The organism is Stanieria cyanosphaera PCC 7437 (genome assembly GCF_000317575.1).
GTDB classification, from domain to species: domain Bacteria; phylum Cyanobacteriota; class Cyanobacteriia; order Cyanobacteriales; family Xenococcaceae; genus Stanieria; species Stanieria cyanosphaera.
In genome coordinates this window covers 40,040-64,576 of the sequence record NC_019765.1, presented here as the reverse complement: position 1 = coordinate 64,576, position 24,537 = coordinate 40,040, and the positions used below count along the sequence as shown (strand labels likewise).

General features: G+C 39.3%; 17 protein-coding genes and 2 pseudogenes. 6 read left to right on the top strand and 13 right to left on the bottom strand.

Annotation, left to right across the window (positions count from 1 at the left end; translation table 11 throughout):
• Window position 1: 1 nt before the first annotated feature.
• From STA7437_RS27195 to STA7437_RS22360, 4 genes and pseudogenes are all read right to left on the bottom strand, one after another.
• The gene (locus tag STA7437_RS27195) at window positions 2-1,021 is read right to left on the bottom strand and encodes a hypothetical protein (protein ID WP_051036133.1); all 1,020 of its coding nucleotides are present in this window, start codon (window positions 1,019-1,021) and stop codon (window positions 2-4) included.
• Between the two features lie 57 nt (window positions 1,022-1,078).
• Window positions 1,079-1,237, bottom strand: a pseudogene (locus STA7437_RS27190) (RHS repeat-associated core domain-containing protein); the annotation flags it as partial.
• Between the two features lie 50 nt (window positions 1,238-1,287).
• The gene (locus tag STA7437_RS27185; protein WP_051036132.1) at window positions 1,288-2,802 is read right to left on the bottom strand and encodes an RHS repeat domain-containing protein; all 1,515 of its coding nucleotides are present in this window, start codon (window positions 2,800-2,802) and stop codon (window positions 1,288-1,290) included.
• Between the two features lie 223 nt (window positions 2,803-3,025).
• The gene (locus tag STA7437_RS22360) at window positions 3,026-3,235 is read right to left on the bottom strand and encodes a hypothetical protein (RefSeq protein ID WP_015211918.1); all 210 of its coding nucleotides are present in this window, start codon (window positions 3,233-3,235) and stop codon (window positions 3,026-3,028) included.
• Between the two features lie 153 nt (window positions 3,236-3,388).
• On the opposite strand from STA7437_RS22360, the gene STA7437_RS25165 reads away from it, so the two are divergent.
• On the top strand, window positions 3,389-4,225 hold the full coding sequence (locus tag STA7437_RS25165; protein ID WP_015211917.1) for a hypothetical protein: 837 nt from the start codon (window positions 3,389-3,391) through the stop codon (window positions 4,223-4,225).
• 180 nt (window positions 4,226-4,405) lie between these two features.
• On the opposite strand, the gene STA7437_RS22350 is transcribed toward STA7437_RS25165, so the two are convergent.
• Both STA7437_RS22350 and STA7437_RS22345 read right to left on the bottom strand, forming a co-directional pair.
• Entirely contained in the window at window positions 4,406-4,846 is a 441-nt protein-coding gene (locus tag STA7437_RS22350; RefSeq protein WP_015211916.1) for a DUF7878 domain-containing protein, read from the bottom strand.
• A complete protein-coding gene (locus STA7437_RS22345) occupies window positions 4,816-7,230 on the bottom strand; it encodes an RHS repeat-associated core domain-containing protein (protein ID WP_041620431.1) in 2,415 nt (804 codons plus the stop codon). Before STA7437_RS22345 ends, STA7437_RS22350 begins: the two co-directional genes overlap by 31 nt.
• Window positions 7,231-7,548: 318 nt before the next feature.
• On the opposite strand from STA7437_RS22345, the gene STA7437_RS22340 reads away from it, so the two are divergent.
• Window positions 7,549-8,490: a vanadium-dependent haloperoxidase gene (locus STA7437_RS22340; protein ID WP_015211914.1), complete on the top strand. Its 942-nt coding sequence runs from the start codon at window positions 7,549-7,551 to the stop codon at window positions 8,488-8,490.
• Between the two features lie 176 nt (window positions 8,491-8,666).
• On the opposite strand, the gene STA7437_RS22335 is transcribed toward STA7437_RS22340, so the two are convergent.
• The 7 genes from STA7437_RS22335 to STA7437_RS22305 all read right to left on the bottom strand — a co-directional run bounded on the left by STA7437_RS22335 (window position 8,667) and on the right by STA7437_RS22305 (window position 17,851).
• Complete coding sequence (locus STA7437_RS22335) at window positions 8,667-10,103, bottom strand: hypothetical protein (RefSeq protein WP_015211913.1); 1,437 nt, start codon at window positions 10,101-10,103, stop codon at window positions 8,667-8,669.
• Window positions 10,104-10,108: 5 nt separating this feature from the next.
• Window positions 10,109-10,819, bottom strand: a complete 711-nt coding sequence (locus STA7437_RS22330) for a hypothetical protein (RefSeq protein ID WP_015211912.1) — start codon at window positions 10,817-10,819, stop codon at window positions 10,109-10,111.
• Window positions 10,820-10,839: 20 nt separating this feature from the next.
• On the bottom strand, window positions 10,840-11,940 hold the full coding sequence (locus STA7437_RS25160; protein WP_015211911.1) for a hypothetical protein: 1,101 nt from the start codon (window positions 11,938-11,940) through the stop codon (window positions 10,840-10,842).
• Window positions 11,941-11,945: 5 nt separating this feature from the next.
• Window positions 11,946-12,833 carry a hypothetical protein gene (locus STA7437_RS25155; protein WP_015211910.1) on the bottom strand — a complete coding sequence of 296 codons (888 nt, stop codon included), beginning with the start codon at window positions 12,831-12,833 and terminating at the stop codon, window positions 11,946-11,948.
• Window positions 12,834-12,895: 62 nt separating this feature from the next.
• On the bottom strand, window positions 12,896-16,099 hold the full coding sequence (locus tag STA7437_RS22315; protein WP_015211909.1) for a P-loop NTPase family protein: 3,204 nt from the start codon (window positions 16,097-16,099) through the stop codon (window positions 12,896-12,898).
• Between the two features lie 45 nt (window positions 16,100-16,144).
• Window positions 16,145-16,744, bottom strand: a complete 600-nt coding sequence (locus tag STA7437_RS22310) for a hypothetical protein (protein ID WP_015211908.1) — start codon at window positions 16,742-16,744, stop codon at window positions 16,145-16,147.
• Between the two features lie 186 nt (window positions 16,745-16,930).
• On the bottom strand, window positions 16,931-17,851 hold the full coding sequence (locus STA7437_RS22305; RefSeq protein ID WP_015211907.1) for a WYL domain-containing protein: 921 nt from the start codon (window positions 17,849-17,851) through the stop codon (window positions 16,931-16,933).
• 244 nt (window positions 17,852-18,095) lie between these two features.
• Here STA7437_RS22305 and STA7437_RS22300 point away from each other — a divergent pair.
• The 4 genes and pseudogenes from STA7437_RS22300 (at window position 18,096) to cas10d (ending at window position 24,519) form a co-directional block, all read left to right on the top strand.
• A pseudogene (locus STA7437_RS22300) lies at window positions 18,096-18,343 on the top strand (DUF433 domain-containing protein).
• A complete protein-coding gene (gene cas3 / locus STA7437_RS22295) occupies window positions 18,343-20,523 on the top strand; it encodes a type I-D CRISPR-associated helicase Cas3' (RefSeq protein WP_015211905.1) in 2,181 nt (726 codons plus the stop codon). Before STA7437_RS22300 ends, cas3 begins: the two are co-directional and overlap by 1 nt.
• A gap of 293 nt (window positions 20,524-20,816) precedes the next feature.
• Window positions 20,817-20,996, top strand: coding sequence for a DUF433 domain-containing protein (locus STA7437_RS22290; protein WP_015211904.1), 180 nt, complete (start codon window positions 20,817-20,819; stop codon window positions 20,994-20,996).
• A gap of 46 nt (window positions 20,997-21,042) precedes the next feature.
• Complete coding sequence (gene cas10d / locus STA7437_RS22285) at window positions 21,043-24,519, top strand: type I-D CRISPR-associated protein Cas10d/Csc3 (protein ID WP_015211903.1); 3,477 nt, start codon at window positions 21,043-21,045, stop codon at window positions 24,517-24,519.
• The last annotated feature ends 18 nt before the right edge of the window (window positions 24,520-24,537 follow it).

Here is a 24,537-nt window from a genome sequence, read left to right as displayed (position 1 = left end):
TTTACTCTCCCAAAATGATAGGTCTTGATTCTGATGTATTTTGGTTGCCCTTTATTTCAACATAGTTACTGTTATTTGACCATTTGCTTAGGTCTACGGGCTTTCCAGGAACTGGCTGGCCTTTAGCATTTCTGCCTATTCCATCTTTTCCATAAGCAGTAATAACACGTGTATGGTCATTGTTTTGTGTTATTACTACATTATGATCTTTATAAAAGACGGTAACTTGCCGACCATTATCATTGATTCCAGCAAATATACGATCTGGATTATTAATTATCTCGGCTTGAAGATCTTTAGAAAAATTATGCTTACTTCTTGCGTGTCCTGCTGAACCTCCTGGAGGAGGAAACGCACCTTTAATATCATCACTAGATATTTGTTGTCTATTGAAAATATCTAAACCTTGAGATAATGCTTCTTCTTGAGTTAGAGGACGTGCTGAATCATGAAAATCTCCAGGAGCATCATTATTCTGACTCCCCTGTGGATCAGGATTGTTGTCATCATTATCATTATTCTGACTACTGTTAGTTGGAGGTAAATATTTATCCCTATCACCCCAACCGCAACTATCGGAATTATTATCTCTATTTTGCTCTTTCTCCTTCTTCTTGTTTTCTTCATTTATTTCTTCAGTCAGTTCTTTTTGTTTGTCAAACCAACTATCAGGCTCGTCGGGATTGAAGAAATCATCATTATCTGGTTCGGGATTAATTTTGAGAGGGTCTGAATCGAAATCTTCATCATCGTTGCCAAAGATATCTTGAAGAAGTTCTTTTGCTGCTTCAAATAAATTGGGAATCAAAGGAAAATTATTAGGCTGAACACTAGGAGTGGAATTAGGAGTCGGAACAGTATTAGGCAATCCTCCATTTTGAAGACCTACACCTTTATAACCAGCACTACCAATTGTTCCACTACCTCTTGCTCCGCCAAGATTGAAACCACCACTTCCTGCTCCCGCTCCGTAAAGAGGTCCGTCAGCTACATACTTATTAGCTCCACTGTAGCCTCTCAATCCAAAAGGATCGATATAGTTAACTGGACTATTAACTACATAACGATATAAGTTACTATCCCCACCAGCAAAACCAATGGTATCCTCATTAATAAATCGACCCGTGTTCGGATCGTAGGGTCGAGTTCGATAGTAATAATTACCAGTTTCAGGGTCTAATTCCCTTCCCGTATAGAAGAAGCGGAAATTAGTACCAGCATTAGTCTGGAGGGTAATATTTCCAAAACTGTCATAAGTAATATGATTGACAACATTGCCATCATTATCTAAGATCGGATCGCCCTGACCGAACCCTGATTATCGGTCAATGCCCAAAGCACCTTACCCGAAGCATTCTCCTGTGCGATAACCGAATCTACCCCAGTACCGTGGAAGAATCTTTCGATTTGATTCCCCTCGCCATCAAAGACTAACGCAATATGGTCGCCGTCATAAACAAACTTCTCTACCTTCTCCGCTACACCATCCCCATTACTATCTACTGATTTACCTATCCTTCTATCAAAGACATCATAGGTATAGTCAGCTTGTTTAATAACATTACCACCACTATCTTTCGTTACAACTCCAGTTAGACGATTACGATAATCCCAAGAATAGTTCGTTACCTCACCAGTAGCAATAGATGTCCTCTTAGTTCTGTTACCTTCGGAGTCATATTCATAGTTATACTTACCATCCGAGAGTAATTGATTATTCTCACCAGTTACATAACCATAACCCTTACGATTACCATTCTCGTCATAAGTATACGATTCATCCTCTTGATAACTATGCTCCGCATCAGTTAACTGGTCAGTCTTATCATAGTTATAATCAGAAGTCCCATCAGGTGAAGTAGCCTGAGTAATCCGATTAGCCTGGTCATAAGCCCATTCGTAGGCAGAAATAGTTTCTCCATCGCTATTGTGAGTTAACTCAGTAAGACTTCCAGCTTCATCAAACTTATAATTAGATTCAGCTACAGGTTGAGTACCCGCTAAATCCTTATAACGAGATACTTGCGTCATCTGAGAAGCAGCATCATAGGTATAATCAACTCGTTTATCTTCTACCCCATTTCCAGACTGAGTAATAGAAGTAACGCGGTCTAGTTCGTCGTAGGCGAAAGTTTCAATTCCTCGCTCGACTCCATCGATGCTGTCCGTAACTTGAGTCAGATTATCAACGGGGTCATAGGTGTAGTTAAACACTACATTAGGAACATTAGTCGTACTTACATTATCAACCTGAGTTAATCTTCCAGCGAGATCGTACTGATAACTATAAGCCGAATCAGGGTCAAATGCAGACTTTAACTGACTCGCCCCGTCGTATTGATAATTAACATCTTGATTATTGGCATCGATTTCAGATATTAAACGATTTAATTTATCGTATTCGTAGCTGGTGGTATTGCCTCTCGCATCGGTGACGGAGATTAGATTACCTGCCGAATCATATTCGGATTTGGTAGTATATCCCAAGGCGTTTGTTACTGAAGTTTGCTCATTGCGCTCGTTATAACCAAATTCAGTAGTACGTCCCAACTCATCAGTTACACCAACAACATTACCCATTCCATCATATTCAGTCGTTACTGTATTTCCTTCTGCATTGGTTACCGCATTAACTCGATTCAAAGCATCGTAACTGTAGGTAGTAGTATTGTTTAAGGGATCGGTAATCGTCGTAACGTTGCCTACACTATCATAATTGGTAGTGGTAACGTGATTTAGAGGGTCTTTTACAGAAACCTGACGGTTGAGGGCATCATAAGTATAGGTAGTAGTACGATTCAACTCATCGGAAAAAGCGAGTAGATTACCAGCATCATCGTATTGGAAGATAGCTACTCCATTTTCAGCATTGGTAGTAGTTGTTAATCTGTTTCGCCCATCGTAATCGAAACTGGTAACTCTACCTAATTCATCGGTAGTGGAGATGACATTGCTGACCTCATCGTAATTAGTCTTAAACTTATCTCCATTGGGATTTTAATTTCATTATTGTAGTCTATAAAAGCTATTTGGTTAATGGCTTACTTAAAATAAATTCTCCACGACCTAATGATTCCAAAATTTCTGAAATAGACATATCCAAATCCTCTGATAGCTCTTGACATCCTTTCCATCCTTCATCGGTGACGCTTAAACGTCTATGTTTTTTTGTCGAACCACGTTTCAATGGACGACCTTCGTGTTTGAGGTTCGCCAAAGAATTGGGATTTGTCATATACTCTTAGATTTTTTCTGGTTTTTACTTATATAGTCTATCAAAAAGACTCGTGGTATTCTATTATATAGTCTATAATATAGAAATAAAAGAGCGGTTGCTATGCCTGGAAAAGCCACAACCGCTACTCGTAAACCAAAGAATTGATTCACTATGAATATTTTAAAACAACGAAGTTATCAATCAGATTTAACCGTAGATACGGTTTTTGTGTATCTGTGCCAACAACAAAGTTGGATTAGTGAGGTTGAAGTTGCTGCACAGTTGGATTCCCCGATGCCAGTTATTAGGAAATTATTAGTTGAGTTGAGCGATGTAGTTGAAAGTGACGGGGATGGAAACTGGAGAGTTGTTCAAACAGTAACAACAGAAGTAGTCTCTAATAGCTCTCGCTGCTTAACTGCCTCACAAACAAAAGAACTACTCAGGTTAGAAAAAACAATAGAAACCAGCTTTTATTTGGCTGGACTTGCTTTGAGGCAAATTCAGAGCAAACGTTTATATCGAGAAAATTACCGCACTTTTGAAGCTTATTGCCGTAATCGTTTTGATTTTACTAGAGCATCCGCTTACTATTTGATCAAAGCAGCATCCGTTGTTGATAATTTAAAATGTCAACAATTTGTTGACATTCTTCCAACTAAAGAATCACAGTGCCGTCCTTTAATGAGTTTACCACCTGAGAAACAAACACAAGTCTGGCTTGAAGCAATTTCTCAAGCTAAGGGAAAAGTACCTTCTGCACGTCTTGTTAAAAATATTGTGGCTGAGATTGAAGAAAATCATCTGCCACGCCAAATAGGGAACACATCATCTTCTCAAAAGCAAGAAGGATTAAACTATAAACCAGGAAATAATGGATGCGAGTGGTATGTCAAAGTCGAGCAATCTACTTATGAGCAGTTGAAAAATTATCAGGAACAGAATGGTTTGCCTACTTTAAATAGTGCTATTTTTTCCCTGCTATCTTTGCTTAATCATCAGATTTGATAATTAATTAGAGATTAAAAACGGTGGGCAATTATTCAGACTGAAACGTTTTTTTTTATTTTAATCATTTGCCCACCCTACGGGAGAGCGATCATACTTATGTGTTTTTACGAACTACCCTAGGTCGGCGCGATCGCACTTGACATCCAAGACAATCGCTACGGGAGAGCGATCGCGCTGTTATTTCATTAAATCACAAACATCTAGATTAAATTCCTGTTTAAGTTCATGTTTTAGTTTTGTTATGTAATTTGTTGCTGCTGTTAAAAGTTCATTGAAATCAACGTATTCATCATTTTTAAATTCTTCCCATACAGATTGTAAATTCCATTTTTTCTCGTCAATTTTAACAAACTCTAAGATGGGCTGTTCTTCATAATTCATTGATTCATAATAGAAATTTTTGATTTCGTGATTTTGAATATTTTGTAGCCATCTATTTAAAATAATTGCGAACTCTAGCAATAAAATATCTTCCTCTTTAAGAAATATTCTTTTTTTTATGTATACAATCAAGTTCCCTTCAATATCTGCTACTGTTTTTGCGCCTTCTAAGCAAAAAGGCACACTAACAATATTAAAAACTATTTCTAATTTGTGTTTACTGGAAAAGCGTTCCATATCTCACCATCATTCCCTATAATTACGCGAACTTTAGTTTGCCCTTTAGTTCCAATTGGTCTTTTTAAGTCAGTAACAACTCTGACAGAACCATCAGTATTGTTTGGAAAAAACTGAGCATCTGGAGAACGTAAGGCTTCTTGAACAATATCTCTAACATCGTTTACATCATCTGTGTTAAATTTTGCAGCACGCTTAGCTGTAGTACTTTGTAGGTGTTTATTTTTGGGAGTCCAATTATCAACATTATCTGCTGCTTGATTTGCTGCATCAGAAGCTTCCGCTAATGTACTTGTACTTTCTATTATACTTTCATCATTATTATCTCCATTCTGACTACTATTTTGAGGAGGTAAATATTTATCCCGATCGCCCCAACCGCAACTATCGGAATTATTATCTCTATCTTGCTCTTTCTCCTTCTCGTCGTTTTCTTCTCTAATGTCTTCAATAAATTCCCTCATTCTCTTAAACCAATCATTAGGTTTCTCGAATAAATCGCTAAAATTAGGAAAAAAGGGATTGCTCTTTTGGTCGGGATTAATTTGCAGGGGATCGAAAGGATTTTCTCTAGACGGATTTACAACTGGTGGAAGACTATTAGGTAAACCACTTGGAGGAGGGGTTGGAATAGTGTTACGTAACCCTCCACCACCTACTGGCATTGGAACATAGGTTGGATTTGAATTATCAGGGGTAAGCAGGAATAGTCCCAAAGGATCGACATAGTTAACAGGACTATTATTGACATACCTGTAAAGATTACTATCCCCACCTGCAAAACCAATTGGGTCTTCGGAAATAAACCTATCTCCCTCGACATATCTTTTCCCATTACGTCGTAAACCAGTCTCAGGGTCTAACTCTTTGCCGACATACCCAAACCTGAAATCAACATTACTATCAGTCTCCGAAGTTACCTTGCCAAAGGAATCATAAGTAATGTGATTAACAACAGTACCATCACCATCAACCACATCTCTAACACTTCCCTGATTATCGCTTATCGCCCAAAGCACTTCACCGTCTTGATTCTCCTGCGCTAATATTTCATCAATGCCGACACCGTGGAAGAATCTCTCTTTCTGATTACCCTCACCATCAAAAGTCAGGGCAATATTATCGCCATCATAGACAAACCTTTCTACCTTCTCTGCTACACCATTACCATCAACATCAACAGATTTAGCAATCCTTCTATCAAAGACATCATAGGTATAGTCAGCTTGTTTAATAACATTACCACTACCATCTTTGGTTACAACTCCAGTTAATCTATTACGATAATCCCATTCATATTCAGTTACTTCACCAGTAACAATAGATGTCTTTTTAGTTCTGTTACCTTCTCCGTCATACTCATAGTTATACTTGCCATCAGAAAGAAGCTGATTATTCTCACCTGTTACATAACCTGGATTAGTTCTATTGCCATTCTCGTCATAAGTATAATTAGTTGTATTCTCTTCAGGGTCAGTTAGAGATAATAAATTACCCAAAGGGTCATAACTATAATTCGTAGTACGATTCTGGGCATCAGTTTGAGATGTTAAGCGGTATAGTGGATCGTAAGCATAGTTCGTTTTATTACCCAGAGGATCGAGTAGGGCTATTGCATTTCCTACCCCGTCATACTCTGTAGTAGAAGTATGTCCTAGAGGATCGCTAATCGATGTTTGTAGATTACGTTCGTCGTAAGTAAAATTAGTAGTTCTATCTAACTCATCAGTTACCGCAGTTACATTACCCACAGAATCATATTCAGTCGTTACCGTATTTCCTTCTGCATTAGTTACTTGCTTCAACCTATTCAAAGAATCATAACCATATTCAGTAGTATGATGATTGTCATCACTTACGGCGATTAAATTACCAACAGAATCATATCGAGAAGTAGTAACGTGGTTTAAAGGGTCTTTTACAGATACCTGACGGTTGAGGGCATCATAAGTGTAATTAGTAGTACGATTCAACTCATCGGAAAAAGCAAGTAGATTGCCAGCATCATCGTATTGGAAGATAGCTACTCCATTTTCAGCATTGGTAGTAGTTGTTAATCTGTTTCGCCCATCGTAATCGAAACTGGTAACTCTACCTAATTCATCGGTAGTGGAGATAACATTGCTTACCTTATCGTAATTGGTCTTAAACTTATCTCCATTGGGATTTATTCTGGCAATCTCTCGATTAAGCTCATCGTAGGTGTATTTGGTTTTATTACCATTTTTATCGACTACTTCAACTAAATTATCTGCCCTGTCATAAGAATAAGTAGTAGAATTGCCAAGAGCATCGATTTGTTTAATCAAGCGACCTCTGGCATCATAAACGTACTGAGTTTTATTACCCAAAGGGTCGATAGTTGCAATTAAATTATCATCCAAATCGTATTGATACTGAGTCTTATTACCTAGAGGATCGATAACTGCAATCAGGCGGTTTCTGCTGTCGTAGATATTCTGACTTTCTCTAGCTTCTGCATCGGTTACTTGAGTTAAATTACCTGCCGAGTCGTATTCAAACTCGGTTTCTTTTCCTTCGGCATCTGTTATCTTACTCAGGCGATTAAGCTCATCGTATTCATTTTCAGTAACATTGTTATTAGCATCAATAGTTTTAACTAGATTACCCGAAGAGTCGTAGGTATAAGTAGTAACGGGATTGGTTAATTCGCCATTGCCATCGATGTTACTCCTTTTGCAATGGAATCTGGAGAGCAGTTTCGTCCTCCCACTCCCGAACCTTTTTTATTGGTAGATGGACGGGGCGGCGTACAAGTCTCGCCCTTCGAGGGCGAGGTCAGCCCCTCACGAGTTAATCTCGACGCTAAAACCATTACCCTAGCGGATGGTTCGGTACTGGAGGTTGACCGCAGTTTAATTGGCACGATTATCAATCCCAAATTTATCAAACAGGCAGAAGAAATTATCGATTACAGTGCTAATTTGACCGACCGACAAAAACTAATCGCTGAATTTTGGGAAGACGGACGCGGTACTTCTTTTCCTCCCGGTACCTGGATGAGCTTTGGTGAGTATGTTTCCGATCGCGATAACCATAGTCTCGACCAAGATGCCAAGATGTTTTTTACCCTCAGTAACGCTTTATTCGATACGGGAATTGCTACTTGGGAGTGCAAAACTTATTACGATTACACCCGTCCCGTCGCCGCGATTCGACAATTGGGAGAATTGGGTCTGATTGGAGAATACAATCGAGATTTGGGCGGTTATGCCATTGAAGCTTGGCAACCAGGTCTGGGGAAGACTACGATTTTAGCGAAAGATTTTATTACCTATCAAACTCCCAACTCTCATCCTTCACCACCTTTTGCTGAATATACTTCCGGACATAGTGCTTTTAGTGCTGCTGGAGCAGAAATTTTACAATTGTTTACCGGTAGTGATGAGTTTGGTGCCAAGGTGACTTTTGACCCCGGACAATCTCGTTTTGAACCGGGATTGACTCCTGAGAAGACGGTTACTTTGGGTTGGGATACTTTTTCGCAGGCAGCACGAGAGGCTGGAACTTCTCGCCTCTACGGAGGAATTCATTTTAGCGATGGCAATCATTATGGCAGTATTTTGGGGACAGAAGTGGCTGAGGCGGTTTTTGCTCAAGCTCAATTCTATATTAATGATTAAAATCTTACAGACATAACTGTATTTAAACTATAGCTTTTGATTAACAAGTGTAAAAAACTCATTCGTTTGACTAAAATTCTTTGCTTTTGGCTAACGTCAAAGAACAGAACCTTGTCTCCCAAAAAGATAAAAATTTCTTATCCATTTTGAAGTTGAAATGCTCTCTAAGAAGTAATCTAATCAATAATAAAAGAATCATTAGCGATAAGGGACACTTCAGTCCCTACTTCTAATACAGCAATATTAGGCAGTTGTTCTAATTCTGTTTCTTGGCGTAGAGAGCGATCGCTAATTCTTTCAGCTAAAGGATTGAAAAACCCATCGAGTAAGGCAGACCAAACTTCTCGGTTGCGATTGTCCACGATAGTGGTGACATTAGAACCGAAACTACTACTGACAACTGAAGAAGTAGTATTGGGTTGAGTAAAAACTTCTCCTACTTTACCCAGTCCCGCTAGGGAACTGACCAATAAATCTGTTTTAGCATAGTCTCCACCGCGATCGAAGTGTCCCTTAGCAATTAATGGTTGCTGCTGTTTGCCGAGAATAGTGAGCTTTTGCGGTGAAAGCGATCGCTGTTGGATACTACCCTGTCTATCGGTGTAGACAATCGCTATTGCACTGGCATTAACCAATCTGTTATCGGGGTTGACAGAATGACTTTCAGCAACGACTACCGAGCCTTTTGATAAAGCTACTTTACCGTTGCTTGCCAACAAATCATTGGTAAGAATGAGAGCAAAGCGTTTGTTAGGTTGAGAGGAACTATCGACCGATTCATCCCAAAGTAGAGGAATAGAAACTTCTGCGGTAACAGTAGTACCGTAAGCTATTTGGTAATTGTTTTTAGCAGTTGATTCTACAGGCTGACGATTGAGTATGCCTAAACTACCTGGAGAAGGAGTATTGGTAACATTAGCGGTTAATGTTGTTGACTTATCAGCAACATTATTCACAAAAGTAGTTTTAGTAGTAGGAGTTTGATTCTTGGCAAGTTGGCTTGAAACAATCGGTACACCTCGACCAAAATTAGATAGTTGCGCCCATCGTTGCTGGGGGTCGATCTTTGGTTTAGATTCTACTCTAACCGCTTGCGGTCTGGGGGTTGGTTGAGTACGAGGACGGGATATTGGTGCAGTGCGAACTACTCTCGATTGTGGGGTCGAGCGAGTTTGGGGTTGGGTCGGTTGCTTGATAGGAGCAGGAGTAACGGGTTCTGTAGGTTTAGTAACTTCAGCAGAAGTTGGTTGTTGTTGTTCCAGTTGATGCTTTTGATCTCTCAGTGCCAGTTTACCTCGATAATCGACTTCAGGAGTCCCCACTGGTTCCTGTTTTTCTGAAGGAGATTCCACAACTTTAATTGGTGCTTGCTGAGGAGTCATTAGCTGCCAAATACCGATTAAAAACAGTAACCCCAAGCCAGTCATACCGTAAATAAATAAACTACGTACCAAGGGTTTTTCTTCTACAGGAATTTGTTCTGGAGCATCTTCTTTAATTCGATACTGTTGTTCTATTTCTAAGGGCTGTTCTGCTTCAGTGTCCAAACCAGCTAGGTCGATTTGATCTTCTCTAGTGAGGGTTTCTTGAGATTGAGTGTAGATATTAGTCATTTTAATTAAGCTTCAAATTCTTCAAGGTTAATAATTTCCAATCCGTAGGCTCTAATACTTTCAATTAGTTGCTGCAAACTATTAGTTTTTTCGGTAAAGGGTTTAGGAGGAATAGCAGCCGCTTTAATGGTCAAAACCTTGTTAAAAGTAACGGTTTTTATTTCAGTATTAGTTGCCAAATCAAACAGAATCCAGTCGGCGACGACATTAATCGACCAAGTATTTTCATTTATTGGCACGGGTTCGGATACATAACGAACTCTAGCAGAGGATTTGATTTGGTTATCTCTTGTAAATACACCAGAGGGAACGAGTTGGCTAAATTCAGAGAGAAAAACCTTTTGCAAGCTAGTATCCATCATTTGTGCTGCTGCATAGGAATTAGCAGGGACAGTAAGTTTGCCATCCAGCTTGACTGCTGTTTCTTCTCCCGACCAACCGAGCATGAGCGTGTACCATTTTTTGGTAAATTCAGTAATCGATTCGGGAGTGCGATAATTGCCTGGCTTGACCTCGGCGACGAGTGCATCACCGTTGTTGAGTTGTACGGTAGTAATCTTGCTGTTGGCTAATTGGCGATAACTGTTGGCAGTGCTACAGGAAGAAAATGCCAGCATGATAAACGCCACTGCCAACGATAGCTGTGCTAAAACTATTTTTTCTTTACCTGCTGGAGCAATTTGACTGAGTTTAGTTTGAGTTTTTGGTTGAAACATTTTCTGAGAGCTAAATATAGTTATAAGACTAATAAGACTGCTTTACTTACTACTTCCGTACCGAAGCTGATGGTTTTATCGACGCTACTGTTAATCGCCTGATATAGGGCTACACCGCCACCCTTACTCATGGCATAAGCCAAACCAGGACCGAAGAATGCAGCTAGAACTAGGAAGGTAACATCGCTAAACAGTTGGGCGTTACTCAAAACAATTGCAGTAGCAGCAAGACCGATAATGATGGTATAGCAAACCTGAATTGCTGCGATCGCCGCAAACCAAGTCAACCAGATAGAGATATAACGTTGCCCTGTGGGAATCAGAGTCAAAATAACGGCAATGGGGGCTAGTACCGAATGCAGCAGCAGAGCAATTTCAATAATCATGTTGAAAGCCAACTGTACGGCAATTAGCAGGGCATGAACTAAGGTGGTGAGAACAATTTTTTGCGGTGCTAAGATGATTTGTCCCACTTCAGCAATATTGAGAATCGCTCCTTTAATTTTGTCTTTGTAGTTGGCTAAAACAGCTAGAGGGTTACCATTATTTTGGGCTTCGGCTTCGGCGACAATGCGATCGATTTCGGGGATGGTTGCATTCAAACAATCGGAATACTCGGTACCGTTATAGCTATTACACTGGTTAATTAATGAATCGATTTGTTCTCTAGCAGCATTAGTCAGTTGAATATCTTGAAGGGCATTTTGAATGTTAGTCGAGGCAATCTGGGTGGTACTCATGGCTCGAACAAATTCGCGATCAATAGTTCTCAACGCACCTATGCCTTGGGAAATTAAATAGCCGTTGTTACCGAGCATCAAAGCGACAATAACGGGCCATACGATCAGTAATACCAATCCATGCCAATCTCTTTTTTGGACTACTTCCGAACCCTGAGTGATAGCCAGATAAATTAGGATTAGTAAGGCAATATCGGCAGCAAAACGCATTACTGTCACCCAAATCGGCGAACTGGTATCTAATATGACTTGCTGCCAGACATTTTCAAAACCCTGAAAGATTAATTCCCCCGTGCTGAGTGCTTCTTTGAGTACCAATAGGCTTTCAAAGTCGGCAAAAGAATCCATTGCTAGATATGAATTGTAGATAGACAAGCTCATATATCCTATTCCTCGCTGGTATCAGAAGGATTTCCAGGCAATCTAATCAGCCCCCACTGTCGAACCGTAAGATTGGTAGTACCGATGTCTTCTCTACGCTTGGCAGCGTTAATTCCTGCCAACTCTTCTGCTTGCTGGGCGTTAAGCATATTACTAATGGCGCGGTCTACCTGTGCCTGTTGGTTCTGCTGCACGATAATCCCCTGCCTGGTAGCCGAAATAGCTTCTTGTTGGGAAAGATTCTGTAGGATTTGCTGGGTGACATCTCGATTCTGGGAATCTTCTCCTAATTTGACGCTTTCATCGACACTTTTTTGAACTCGTACCGCAGTTTGTTTTAAATTAGTTTGAGCTGATTCATTGAGGGTAGTTGACTCGACAGTTTCGACTAAAATTTCTCGCACCACTGCATCGGTTTCTGATTCTGAGACCGCATAATTATCTGGAGTCCCCTCTAAAGTCTCGCTTTGCTGTCTGCTGGGGAGATCGGATTCTCCCTCGGATAATTCACTGTTAAAAACAATGTCAACGATTTTGCCGATATCGGGAATTTTAGTGCTGACAAAATCACTTACAGTATCTTCTAATCCACCTAAAAAACCTTGAATGCTATCGGGAAGATGGTCAAATATCTTGTCAATTATGTTATCCACCGTGCGATCGAGTTCTTTATCAATTCTGTCGCGGATCGCGTTGTCATCGTTGGATTGTATATCGGCATTTTCAAGAAATTGACTTATTTCTGCGCTGTTGTTGTTAGATTTAGTAGGTTGAACTAGTTCAATTTCGTTGGCAAAAACTTTTGGTTGTCGGGTTAATGTCAACCCGATGGCTAATAACAACCAAGCATGAATGGCAAATGTAATTTTAAGACTGTTTAAGTTTGAAAACATAATTTGTTGAGACTTTTTATAAAAGTCAGGACAAAGATTAAGGGGAAAAAAGAAGAGATATTTTATCTATGCAAATTGGCTATTTTTTTGGGAGCAGAAGCTATAGAATTTTCGGTACATCCAATACCTGACATCCCCACTCCCCCACAAATAGCACTGACATATCGTTCGGAAAAATCCCTCAAGCCCAGCATCTGCCCGCGCAGATTATCGGGATAGTTTGCCATTTCTCGATTCCTGGCTTCAAGTTCGCTCGGACTGTTGGCAACGGCAGCTAGGGTCATGGCGGAAGGATAGTACTCTGCTTGCCAGAAGCGGTTATCTTTTTCAATCAGCCATTTGGAACAGAGTCGCGTTTTATCTGGTAGAAATAGCTCGGTAGAATTTTGATTGATTAGTTCGGGATTGTAGCCGAGATGATAGGTTAGAGATTTAGCACCGCTTGAGGTAATCCTGCCGATAAGGCGGTAGTTGATATTTTGCAGAATTTGATCCCTAGCACTACAGTTTTGGATGGCATCGAGGTCTTGAGAGATCAGGATAATCGAAATACCGCTCTTACGCCCGACGGCACACCAGTTACCAAAGCCATTAGCAAATCCCTGTTTTTTAAATAGCACCGATACTTCATCCCCTACTATCAGACTGCGGGGATATGCCAGGGCATTACGCAAACAGGCAGCTTGAGTAGTGAGGGCAATAATGTTTTGTTCGGCTTCGCTGTCGAGTCCAGAGAGGGCAAAAAATTTGATTTTGGGATTGGGAGAAAAGGAACTGGGTCTACCAATCGCTTTACCCAAGGGGGATTCTAACAGTGCCGATACCTGTACCTGAATCTGATTGATGGCAGCTTGGTCGATTGCTTCAAAACTCGAGAGGTTAAGCTGTTCTCTGGTACAGAATTTGAGCCAGTCATGAAGTACGGGCATCTCCTGCCAGGCGGAAGATTTCCAACCTTTCTCAAATGCCAAATTATAGCGTTCGATAATTTCGGGGTCGCTGAGGAAGATATTCAGGGTTTTAGCAGCGATCGCTTCTACTCTTTGTGTTAATCTGGGGTCGTTAACCTTACCTATGGCAATCTCGACAATGGCTGTCCGCACGGAATCGAGCCACTGATTTTTCCTTTCCTCTCGCTGTTGCCCGTCAAAGCGTCTCAGGTCGGGAGGTTCGACGAGATTATTGGAGTGATGGCGCAGGTCGTGATAAGCTCCCTCATCTCCTAAAAGCTCGATCGCGGTTTTGAAACTGTTACCCTGTCCGGAAGAGATATCCATACCAATCACGGGGATACCCGCTCGTAGGTGGTCGAGCATAAACTGCCATGCCAGGACGGTTTTACCCGAACCAGAAGTACCCAAGATTAGAGCCCGACTGGTTTGTTGGTGGCAGAGATCGACATAAATAGGTTTGCCACCTTTCCCAATCAGTTCTACTCCCTGACGGTCTAAATCTCTGGTCATGGTGAGGGGGAAGAAACGCCAGACGGTATGGTTGCTAAAGACGTGGCGGCGGTCTTCTAGGACAGAATTGTTTTGCAGTAACCGATTGATGTTAATCGGCAGACTGTCCGACCACAGCGACCAGGCGATGTTACGCTCCCGCTTGACCTTTGCCGTACCAAAACTGCGACTCAGTTTGAGACAGGCTAAATCCAACTCTTTGGGGTTGGAACGATAGACGAAGAAGGTAACGGCAGTGTGAAAGGATTTGGCTCCTTTACGCAGTTGTTTTTGAGCCTCGAAACTTTCTTCGGCCTTGAGTTCTGCTCCCACATCCCTACCCTGCCCTTTAAGAACGGCGTGTTTTTGAGCCGAACGGGACTGTTTGGCAATTTTAGCCAGACTGTCTTCAATCAGAAGATCGTTTGCCAGACTAATTTCGATTACGGCTTCGGTATCTTTGACGTAATCTTGAGAGAGAACATCAAAGAGCCAACGTAACTGTTCTCGCTGAGACATAGATGTTTTGGGTCGCTCGGTTAGGGTCAGCACCGCACATTTTTGCTGTCTGCCTGGCAACCAAATGGTATCTTGACTGCCTCGATGTTCTGGACAGGCGGGTTCGTCAATGCCTTCGGTGAGGACGGTAACGATATGCTTATCGTTGTTGACCACCTCCTCTAGAACAAAATCATTTTGTGATTCCCTTAGAGAGAACAGTTGGGGTTTTGGGGGTATGGGCGTTATAGGGGAATGAAATTTGTACCACAACCAACTCCACAATTCGTCACTCGATAGTGGTCGTGCTGCTAGTCCCAATTTGTTATTAAGTAGAGTTTCCCAGTTAACGAACCCTTGGTTAAAAGCCTGTAAAAATAACTGTTGGTAGAATCGTTCTTGATAGACGCGAGCGTTACCAGAAAACCAAGTTAGAGCCTGTTTGAATTTGGTAGTCACCAATTTAATCGAGCGACTGGTCAGGTCGCTAGCAGTCGCTCCTGCATTTTCATCGTAAGTCCAGGTACAAAACAAGGTACTATTCCACCACTGCCTGGCTCCTTCATCGTGGAGTTCTCTAACTCGCTTTTGTTCGTTACGAGTCAAAATCGCTACTGGTAGTAAATCGCACTCATCGGCGATCGCGGTTAATTCCTGCTGACGGGTCAGATCGTTACCGAATTTTTGGGTGTGAATGGTCAATCTTTCTCCTGGCAAGACTTCTTTCAAACCTTCTTCTAAAGCAACTGCATAATTACTGACTTCAGTGCTTTCGAGGTTATCGTGATAGCCAGGAGTTTTGAAGGGGAAGACAATCTGGAAAGTAGTACCTCGATTGAGGAGGAATCCAGATACCTGGTAGCCATCCTTCTCAATCGAGATGAGGCAAACTAAATCTTGAAAATTCTGAAAGGGCATAAACCTATACTGTTGACCTTTTTGGTTGGTTAAGTGCAGAGGTTGGAGACGAGCGGTAAGGGTGTTATCGGGAACTTGCGATCTTAGGTAAGCAGGGCGGTTTTTAATCAGGGGAGAAATGTAAGGTAAATTAGCCGAGTACCAATCTTTGCCTGGAGGGAATACAAAGCGATCGATAAATTGGTGGGGATGTTTTCCCGTAAGAATCCACCAGCCAATACAGAACCACAGCGAAACTGTTCCAAAGGCTGCCAATCCAAAATCGAAGAACCCCATGGTGAGGACGTAACTGATAATAATTAATACCGACCAAGGAATCAGTTGATTGGCAGGAATGAATAGAATGGTCGGTTGTTCCCCCAGAAGTTGATTGATGCTAATCAAATCTTTATCGGGATCTTTGAGCATAGTGAAAGTGGAGTGTAGTAAATTTTATTGTTTAACTCAGTCCGCCTATGCTCCTGCACCTGCTATCAAAACCGTTAGTACGTCAATACCCATAATCGTGCCAAAAGCAATGACAATCGTGCCGATAATCGGTCTGGGGTCGTTTCCCTGTTGTGCTTGAATGAAGGCAAAAATACCAGCAGCTACTACAAATAAGACAAAAGCAACTCGGAGGAAATTGAAGATCAATGCTACACTTTCGGGTGGTAGACCGCTAGAGGTACCGCCAATAACGTCAGTGACTCGGTTTTCTAAATCTTGGAGGAATAGAGCGTTAGCTGGTTCGAGCATTCCAACTACCATCGTTAATCCTAGTACCAATACTCCTACGTGCCAGATACTGATGCGATGTCCGATAGTTTTTTCTAAAAAAGGGATGACTTTGGCACAGTAGTACATCGCGCCAAAAACTAGGGCAAAACTGGCAAGAACGAAAACAAAGAAAGCATCGTTAATCGCTAAATAAACTACTCCTGCTGTTACTCCTACGGCGTAGGGTAAATCGCTAGGACGAATTTTGAGGTATTTCATTAGCGAATTGACGGGTTTTTGCGTAGCTATTTTGTTTTGTTTGGATGCGGGGGGTAAATCTAATCTTGTTTGCATCTTTCTAATTTTTTATTTGACTGAAGAAGCGGACAAGATAAATATAGGTTTGGTTTTATAGCTGCGTCTTATGACAAATTAACCTAGATTTTTAGTTTTTTTGTATGATGTTTAATCGTCATCAAATACCTATATGCTAGATGCTTCGCAAAAAAATGTAAGATGAATGCCAGAAAAACTAAACAACTATCGAACGGGAAAATTTGTCTCTATGTCATATTGTTGGCATATTTCAATCAATTCCTGTCGAAAATAATTACGTAAACCTGACGGAGCAATAATTTGACAATTTCTACCATATCCTTTGATTTCTCTGACCAACCAAAAAGGATTAAACACTTGTCTGGTTATTTTTCTAACTCCTCCACGGACGACTCGCGCACCTGAACTTGGTTCAGGTATCGCGTCCTCATCAATTACATCGTCAATATCTTCTTCTCTGGGTTTGTAGGCTTTGACCATCCAGCCTGTAAATTGTAAGTGTACTTGGATATGATCCAAACTTTCGCGCCATTCTCCAGATTTGGGAATTATTCCCTGAATGCGCTCGAAGCTCAAACAGCGATTGTGGATGAGTGAAGGAAAATATTTCTTATTGTCTTCAGAGACATCTTCAGTTTCTTCGCACCAAATGTTTAAGTAAAAACGCTTTTCATGAAAGTCTATTTGGGCAAAGTGTACGTTAAAAATTAATTCTTGTCCTTGACTATTGGTATATAGTATCTCAAATGGTTGTTTATTGCTGATATATTCATCAATGACTAACCGCCATTTGTCTAGATGAGTATTAACGATCCTCAGCAATTCTTGGCGTAGTGTAGGTTCGAGTTGCGCTTTATCCAATACAAGTCTGGCAATGGTTTCTGCTTCTGTGACATAACCAGTATCGATTAAAACTTTTATTGCTTGTCTTAGAGCTTTAATGCGATCGCTACTTAAATAAAAAGGTTCTCCAGTGGCTATTTCTCTATTGGCGATCGCGGTTACTAACGCCGAAGGAGAAGGGCTTTTACCCCAAAAAAAGCCTAGTTCGTGGGCTATTTCTTCTAACTTAGCTTTTGTTCCCGCTGCAAGTGAAAGTGTAAGAGTCTCTTTTTTTGTTGACATTTATATTTTATAAGTATAAATTTGTATTTATCGTCTCTAAGTTACTATTGTAAATGTAAAATTTAAATATTGGTATTTAATGAAATAAGTATCTTAAAGTCGAGGGACGCGCGGGTTTCCCGCGCTTGTCCAATCGACTTGTTGAAAGTAGCCTAGTTAAATAAAGAATTGAAAGTTATGAGTAGTAAAAATTTGTTATCGAGAATTGCGATCTCGGCGAAGCCGAGGCGCGCGCGCGATCGCGATGAAAGAGCGAACTCTCGATCTCAATATCTGTTCGGGAAAACCCTTTATAAAAGGACATCGTATTTGGGTTTCACTGATTTTAGATTTACTAGCTGCGGGTGAAACCATAGAAGAAATACTCTCTGCTTATCCCAGTATTAGTAGAGAAGATGTTTTGGCTTGTATTGCTTGTGTGCAGAAATTGCCAGAGATAGTTATGTGGAGATTCCTTTGCATGGAAACAAAGAGGAAGTAACAGCTAAATAATGAAAATCTATTCGATTAAATTAAAACCTATATATTCTTGTTCCGCATTAAATATACCAAAAGAGATTAAACTCCCTGATGGTTGGCTCTTATCTTGGCATCAACGAGAAACTTATTTAGCACTTAACGATCCAGAAGTTAATGTTGTCATTAATACAGGTATGACTGGAGATGGTAAAACTCTGGCAGGAGATTTAGATGTCATTTTTGGTGATTCTCTAGCTTTGAAAATGTATCCTACTAATGAATTAGCAAGAGATCAAGAAGTTTCTGCCAGAGAATATCTCAAGCAATTTGAACTAGAAAATAAGCTAAGGATTAATCGACTTAGCGGACAAGATTTGGAACTTTATGCCGAACAAGAGGGCATTAAAAAAAAGACTGCTATTAAAACTCGTGCCGATCAATCAGAAATTATTCTAACTAATCCCGATATCCTTCATTATCTGCATCGAGGAGCTTATCTAACAACTTACGACAATCCCGATTTATTGTGGAACAAAATCGACAAAAGATTCGACCTGTTTGTCTTCGATGAATTTCACGTATTCAGTGCGCCTCAGATAGCATGCATAATCAATACTATGTTGTTGATTCGTCATACTAATTATAGGAAAAAATTTCTCTTTCTTTCTGCTACTCCCGATCGCGATTTTATAGATCGCCTTGTCCAAGCAGGTTTTAAGGTTAAAGTAATCGATCCTGTTGCAGAAAACAAATATCGATTTCCCACAACTCAAGCTGAAGCTTCGGAATTAAAAAAATATAACTGGCGCGAAGTATCTCGGCAAATAACTTTAAATTTTATTGCCTTGGAATCTGGTTCGACAAGCTCAGAAACTTGGCTTAAAGAAAATAGCGATCGCATTATTGATTTGTTTATCAAATACCCTGGTAGTAAAGGGGCAATAATTCTTAATTCAATTGCTGCGGTAAAACGATTAGTTTCTTATTTTGCTGAATTATTACAACCTTTGGGGGTTAATGTTGGCGAAAATACGGGATTGTCGGGGCAATACGCGAAAAATCAATCTTTAGCAGCAGATTTAGTTATTGGTACGAGTACTATTGATGTTGGAGTTGACTTTAAAATTAACTTCCTTTTTTTTGAGTCTGCGGATGCGGGTAATTTTATTCAAAGATTGGGTAGATTGGGTAGACATGATGGTTATGAAAAAGATGGAGAATTTATTAAGTTTAATAACTATATAGCTTATGCTTTAGTTCCTAACTTTTTAGTAGAAAGATTATTTTTAAAAGAGTCTGCACCATTAGAAGTAGAACAAGAATATAATCGTCCTTTTTTCCATCAAGTAATTAGAGATGAATACCGTCATATAAATGATTTTCGCGGTTACTATTCTCGATGGGGTGGAGTTCAATCTGTGAAACTATGCTTTCAATTGGGACATCCTAATATCAAAGCGAGATATAAAAGCGATTTAAAAAGATTACAGCAAGATTGCGAGACAGTCTTTAATACTAGCCTCAAGAAAACTATTGGTAAAATCAAAGGATGGGAAAAAGAATGGAAAGAGTTATCTGGTAATAGATCGGGTAATCCTATAGCTGAAGATGCTAGTAGTTTTCGTGGTGTGAGTTGTTTGCAATGTGGCTTATACGATCTTACAGAAACTAACGAGGCGGATCGTTATAAAACCTATGGTTTGCCAGGAATTTTAAGTAATTTAGAAATTGAAACTATTACCAAAGCTGAATTCGATAGGTTACTCGCAGCAACTAGCAAAAAGATAAATACACCGATTCCTAAAAGTAGATTTAATTACTGTTTGGGATTTATGAAACTGCATCGCTATCGAGAGGAAAGATTAAACTGGCAATTTACCTATCACGGCGATCTAAAAGATATTTCTGAAGCTTACAAAGTAATGGTTTTAACCCAAATTCAAGTATGGCAACCTGAAAACTATTGGATAAGTCAGATTAACAAGCAATTAAAAAAACAAGCTTTAGTTAGTTACGTTTTACCTTTTGCTGTTGCAGAAATTAAAAACCGTCTTAGATTACCCATGCACTTTCAAATTTATCCCATCAGCGATCGCACTAGCATTCACGATCCATCACCACTTTATTCTATTGCTTTCGGGCAATCGGCATTATTAATCGATACTTTGGCACATTGGCTTAAAAGCAAAGGGGGTAAATCATGGTTTATTTAACAATAGCTTCCCAAACTTTGGGAAATTTAGGAAGGCAACATAGTTTATTTTGCCCCCGAACCCCCAACACTGGAAACTTAAATATAAAATTTGTTTTTCAATTCCTCATAGGAATTAATCATCTGAAGTGGAGGAAAACAGCTTTCGGCATTAAGTTCTGACGTAGGAAATCTCAACTCCCAATATTGGCTAGTTAAGTTATTTACAACAGACTAAACCTGTAGCTATCTACTAGATTACTGCTTTCATCTCTTTCCTAAACGAAAATTATTATCGATATATTTTTTGGCAAAATGGTAAACCAACAAAAATTACTAGAAAGAATTACTGTTAATCCGAAAATATTTAGAGGTAAACCAATTATTAGAAATCGATGTTTAGCAGTCGAATATATCTTAGGAATGTTAGCAGCAGGAGATACTAAAAATATATTACTTAATGCTTATCCCTGGCTAGAAATAGAAGATATTTAAGCTTATCTAGTTTATCAGCAGCAATATATGTAGAGAAAAAAATATTATGAATATAAAACAAGATAAAAATATATCGCAACAGCTATCTTTATTTGATGAAACAGAAATCGATCTAAATGATAGTAACTTATTTGATGATGATTTTGATTTGAATTTTGAATCGAGCGATCGCACTATTGAAATAGATTCAGAATTATTAACGCTGAAATTATTACGAAAAGCGATTACCGCCGAACATCCAGAAGATTTGGTAATGGCGTATTTTGCTGAATATGTTTTACCTAATCTTTTAAAATTTGCTATTGGGGTTACGGCTAAAGGTGGTAAATTCTTTGATCGCATTGACAGTGAAAGACAGGCAGCTAATAAAAGTAGAGTACGGCGAGATAATGCGGGAGATCAATCTTTAAATACTCATTTATTAAATGGTTTGTTTCCTGCTTATTTAATTAGCAGAATTTTAGAACAAGCCGATACAACTGTTAAAAGAGAATTTAAGAAGTTTCGAGATATTAAACAAAGAATTTTAGTTAGCAGCTTCATACTCCATGATTTTGAAAAATTTGATTATAATTTATTTGCTTGTATACCAAATAAATACAAAGACAATAATTTAGATATTCGTAAGCTATCTATCGAAGAACATCGAGAAATTCTCAGTATAATCGTTACTGAACTTAGTTTAGATAAGTTTCTTACTGCGGATTTAGAAGAAGACGAACAATGGCAAGATTATTTAGATGACTTGTTATTTATTGCTTATAATACTCAAGTTCGTTACGATACAAATCTCAATCTTTCAGAATATGGATTAAACCCAAAGTTAAAAGATCGTACTTTAATTTGTCTTGCCGATTTATGTTGCTTGGCAGATTCTTTAGCATCAATTATTAAACATCCTCAAGATGCCGAACACGATCGTCTTAAAGGATTAATTCATAATCTTAGTGATGGGCAATTAAAGTTTACTTATCATCGTCTGGCAGAAAATCGCGGAGTATTAACTAATGTAGTAAATAATGCCTTAATTCAGGCGCATACAGATTTAAATACTGAAGACAATAATTATTATCAACCTCTTCTATATTTGCCTACAGGAGTTATTTATTTAGCTGCTAAAGATGCACCGAGTATTTCTATTGCAGATATCCCCAATAGAGTTATTTCTAGTATCAAACAATTGTGCGCTGACAGATTAATGCAAAGTCAGACTGGTTTTGGTAGAGATGGAAAAGGGATGAAATATGCAGACTATTACGAACAGTTTTTTAATATTGTTGGCTTGATGCAGGTAGCTTTAAGGGCTACATTACGGATTTTAAATGATAAAAAATCTTCTGTGGCTAAAAGTCGCAGTAATAATTTAGTCAAGTTTCAGCAACAGGGTGTTTTACCGACAGATTATGACTTTACCTTTGAAGATGATATCAGATGCGATCGCTTGGCGGAATTCGGCGATGTTGTCAGTCGTAAGATATGGGGAGAAAAGGTTAATCAGATTGAAGCTGTCATTAAAGCACTTACAGACAAGGAAGCTGAAAAGTTACCCGATATAGATTTAATAATTGAAATAGCTGAATACTGGAACTTAAAACAATATATTCCGCAAATTAGAGAAATACAGAATATCAACCAAAGTCTTAAGGAATTAAAGCTCAAGGGAAATACTGGAGGTGTACCTTATGAATGGTATTATCTTGCAGCTAAATATTTACAACACAACCCTGGTATTGAAGATGTTCGGGAAACAGGAGAAAAGTTAATTGAATTTATCGCGGGGTTGATTCAACCTATTGTTGACAAGTATGAGTTACCTGATGGTTGGGATGATTTGAGATTGTGGGTAAATCGTATTGTCATGTTACCTCTCCCCCAACCCCTCTCCTATAAGGAGAGGGGAGAAAGACAAGGAGAGGGGAGTCATACCACAGCACAAGTATTTCTTGATGAATTAAATAATTACCAACTAGCTAAAAAACCAGGGAGGGGAAGACAGTTAATTTGTTCGATTTCCCATTCTGCTTACACCGTCACCGAACAAATGGAGTCGGCGGTATTGTTTACCCCCCAGGTATATACCAACAAGCAAATGTTAGGAGGTTCAAACGCCAAACGCAACATCTCTAGTATTGCTGGCGTGGAGATGATGCTGAGGCAAATCTTGATGAACAATACTCAAGCAGTGGGTAAACGCTTTGAAGATGGTAAGTATCGTTATCTTTACTTTTACCCTACCTATTACTTTACCCCAGAAACCAATAAATTCTTAACCTATGCCTATGCTAATATCGCCCAAACTCGCTTTAGTAGTGGAGTACGCAACCATTTTATTAACAATGAGTTGCAAGCGAACTTTAGTAAACAACGCTATCAAAGTGTGGATGCTTTTTTGATTGATGAGGATTTACAAGTCAAGCAAAATTTACCAGAAGATGACCCCAATTATAAGAAAGATTATAGCTTTAAACTGTCCTATCCCGATGACTTACCCCTGACTTTTTATTTCATGGCATTACCCCCAGGTAGAGATAGTACCGATACCGAATCTTGGGTGATGCCCGCTTGGTTAGCTTTTGCCTTCCCCATGATTCTCGATGTCAAAACAGTTGTTTCTGAATCTCCCATTCCTCCTTTTACCGATGGTACGGAATTTGAAGAAACAGTATTTCTCGATAGTGCGCCTCAAGCTTTTAAAGTTCTTACCAAACGCGATCGCTTTAGGCTCGACTATATCTTAGAGGGTTGGGAAGAAGGAGATAAAAATTATCCCGCACCTTTGAATGTTTTAACTGCTGCTTATGCCATTCATTTAGATGTTAATGCCAAACAAGGAAAGTCTGGTTATAACTCTAACTGGGGTAAATTAACCGAACTAGCTAAAGATTTAGAAACTAGCCCTTTGTATGTTTTTAATTATCTCAATCAATGGGTACGCAGACAAAATGTTGACACAGCCAGAATAGAAAAGATTAAGCTTTATGCCTATCATTTTTATCCCTGTTTTGATCCCTATGCTCAATATAATTTCACCAAACAAGAATGGAATATGGAAAAATTAGCAAAATCACCTTTAAATCATCCACTACAATTGACAGAACTTTATCGTAAGTTTTATCGAGCAAATAAACTATATAATCCTAAAGCTAATGCTGTTTTAAAGCCAATTGAGATTGCAGCAGACACAATTTTGAAAGCCGAATCAACTGTTTTTCATGGTGAAACATTAGTTCATGCTGTAGCTGCTGAAGTTACTAAATTAATGGATCGTGTTCATGCTTCTACTGCTGACGGAAGATGGGTATTTACTAACCAAGAAAGAGATAAAGAAAGACAAGCAATCTTAGAATTTTCCCGTTATTTTGTCGAGGAAGTATTTGAAAAATCTTTTGCAGGCGATCGCGCTCGTTTAGCTGGCAAACAAATCAATTTAATTCGCGATACTTGCGAGTTTTTATATCGCTTAGAAAATGATAAAGATATAGAAGAAAAGAAGAAGAATAATCCAGATGACTCTGAAGAATAAATACAGAATCAAAGTTCC

What these genes read in the sequence shown, in the direction of transcription:
- STA7437_RS22360 (WP_015211918.1), bottom strand. Translation starts at nt 3,235, where the DNA reads ATGACAAATCCCAATTCTTTGGCGAACCTCAAACACGAAGGTCGTCCA.
- STA7437_RS25165 (WP_015211917.1), top strand. Translation starts at nt 3,389, where the DNA reads ATGAATATTTTAAAACAACGAAGTTATCAATCAGATTTAACCGTAGAT.
- STA7437_RS22350 (WP_015211916.1), bottom strand. Translation starts at nt 4,846, where the DNA reads ATGGAACGCTTTTCCAGTAAACACAAATTAGAAATAGTTTTTAATATT.
- STA7437_RS22340 (WP_015211914.1), top strand. Translation starts at nt 7,549, where the DNA reads ATGGAATCTGGAGAGCAGTTTCGTCCTCCCACTCCCGAACCTTTTTTA.
- STA7437_RS22335 (WP_015211913.1), bottom strand. Translation starts at nt 10,103, where the DNA reads ATGACTAATATCTACACTCAATCTCAAGAAACCCTCACTAGAGAAGAT.
- STA7437_RS22330 (WP_015211912.1), bottom strand. Translation starts at nt 10,819, where the DNA reads ATGTTTCAACCAAAAACTCAAACTAAACTCAGTCAAATTGCTCCAGCA.
- STA7437_RS25160 (WP_015211911.1), bottom strand. Translation starts at nt 11,940, where the DNA reads ATGAGCTTGTCTATCTACAATTCATATCTAGCAATGGATTCTTTTGCC.
- STA7437_RS25155 (WP_015211910.1), bottom strand. Translation starts at nt 12,833, where the DNA reads ATGTTTTCAAACTTAAACAGTCTTAAAATTACATTTGCCATTCATGCT.
- STA7437_RS22315 (WP_015211909.1), bottom strand. Translation starts at nt 16,099, where the DNA reads ATGCTCAAAGATCCCGATAAAGATTTGATTAGCATCAATCAACTTCTG.
- STA7437_RS22310 (WP_015211908.1), bottom strand. Translation starts at nt 16,744, where the DNA reads ATGCAAACAAGATTAGATTTACCCCCCGCATCCAAACAAAACAAAATA.
- STA7437_RS22305 (WP_015211907.1), bottom strand. Translation starts at nt 17,851, where the DNA reads ATGTCAACAAAAAAAGAGACTCTTACACTTTCACTTGCAGCGGGAACA.
- cas3 (WP_015211905.1), top strand. Translation starts at nt 18,343, where the DNA reads ATGAAAATCTATTCGATTAAATTAAAACCTATATATTCTTGTTCCGCA.
- STA7437_RS22290 (WP_015211904.1), top strand. Translation starts at nt 20,817, where the DNA reads ATGGTAAACCAACAAAAATTACTAGAAAGAATTACTGTTAATCCGAAA.
- cas10d (WP_015211903.1), top strand. Translation starts at nt 21,043, where the DNA reads ATGAATATAAAACAAGATAAAAATATATCGCAACAGCTATCTTTATTT.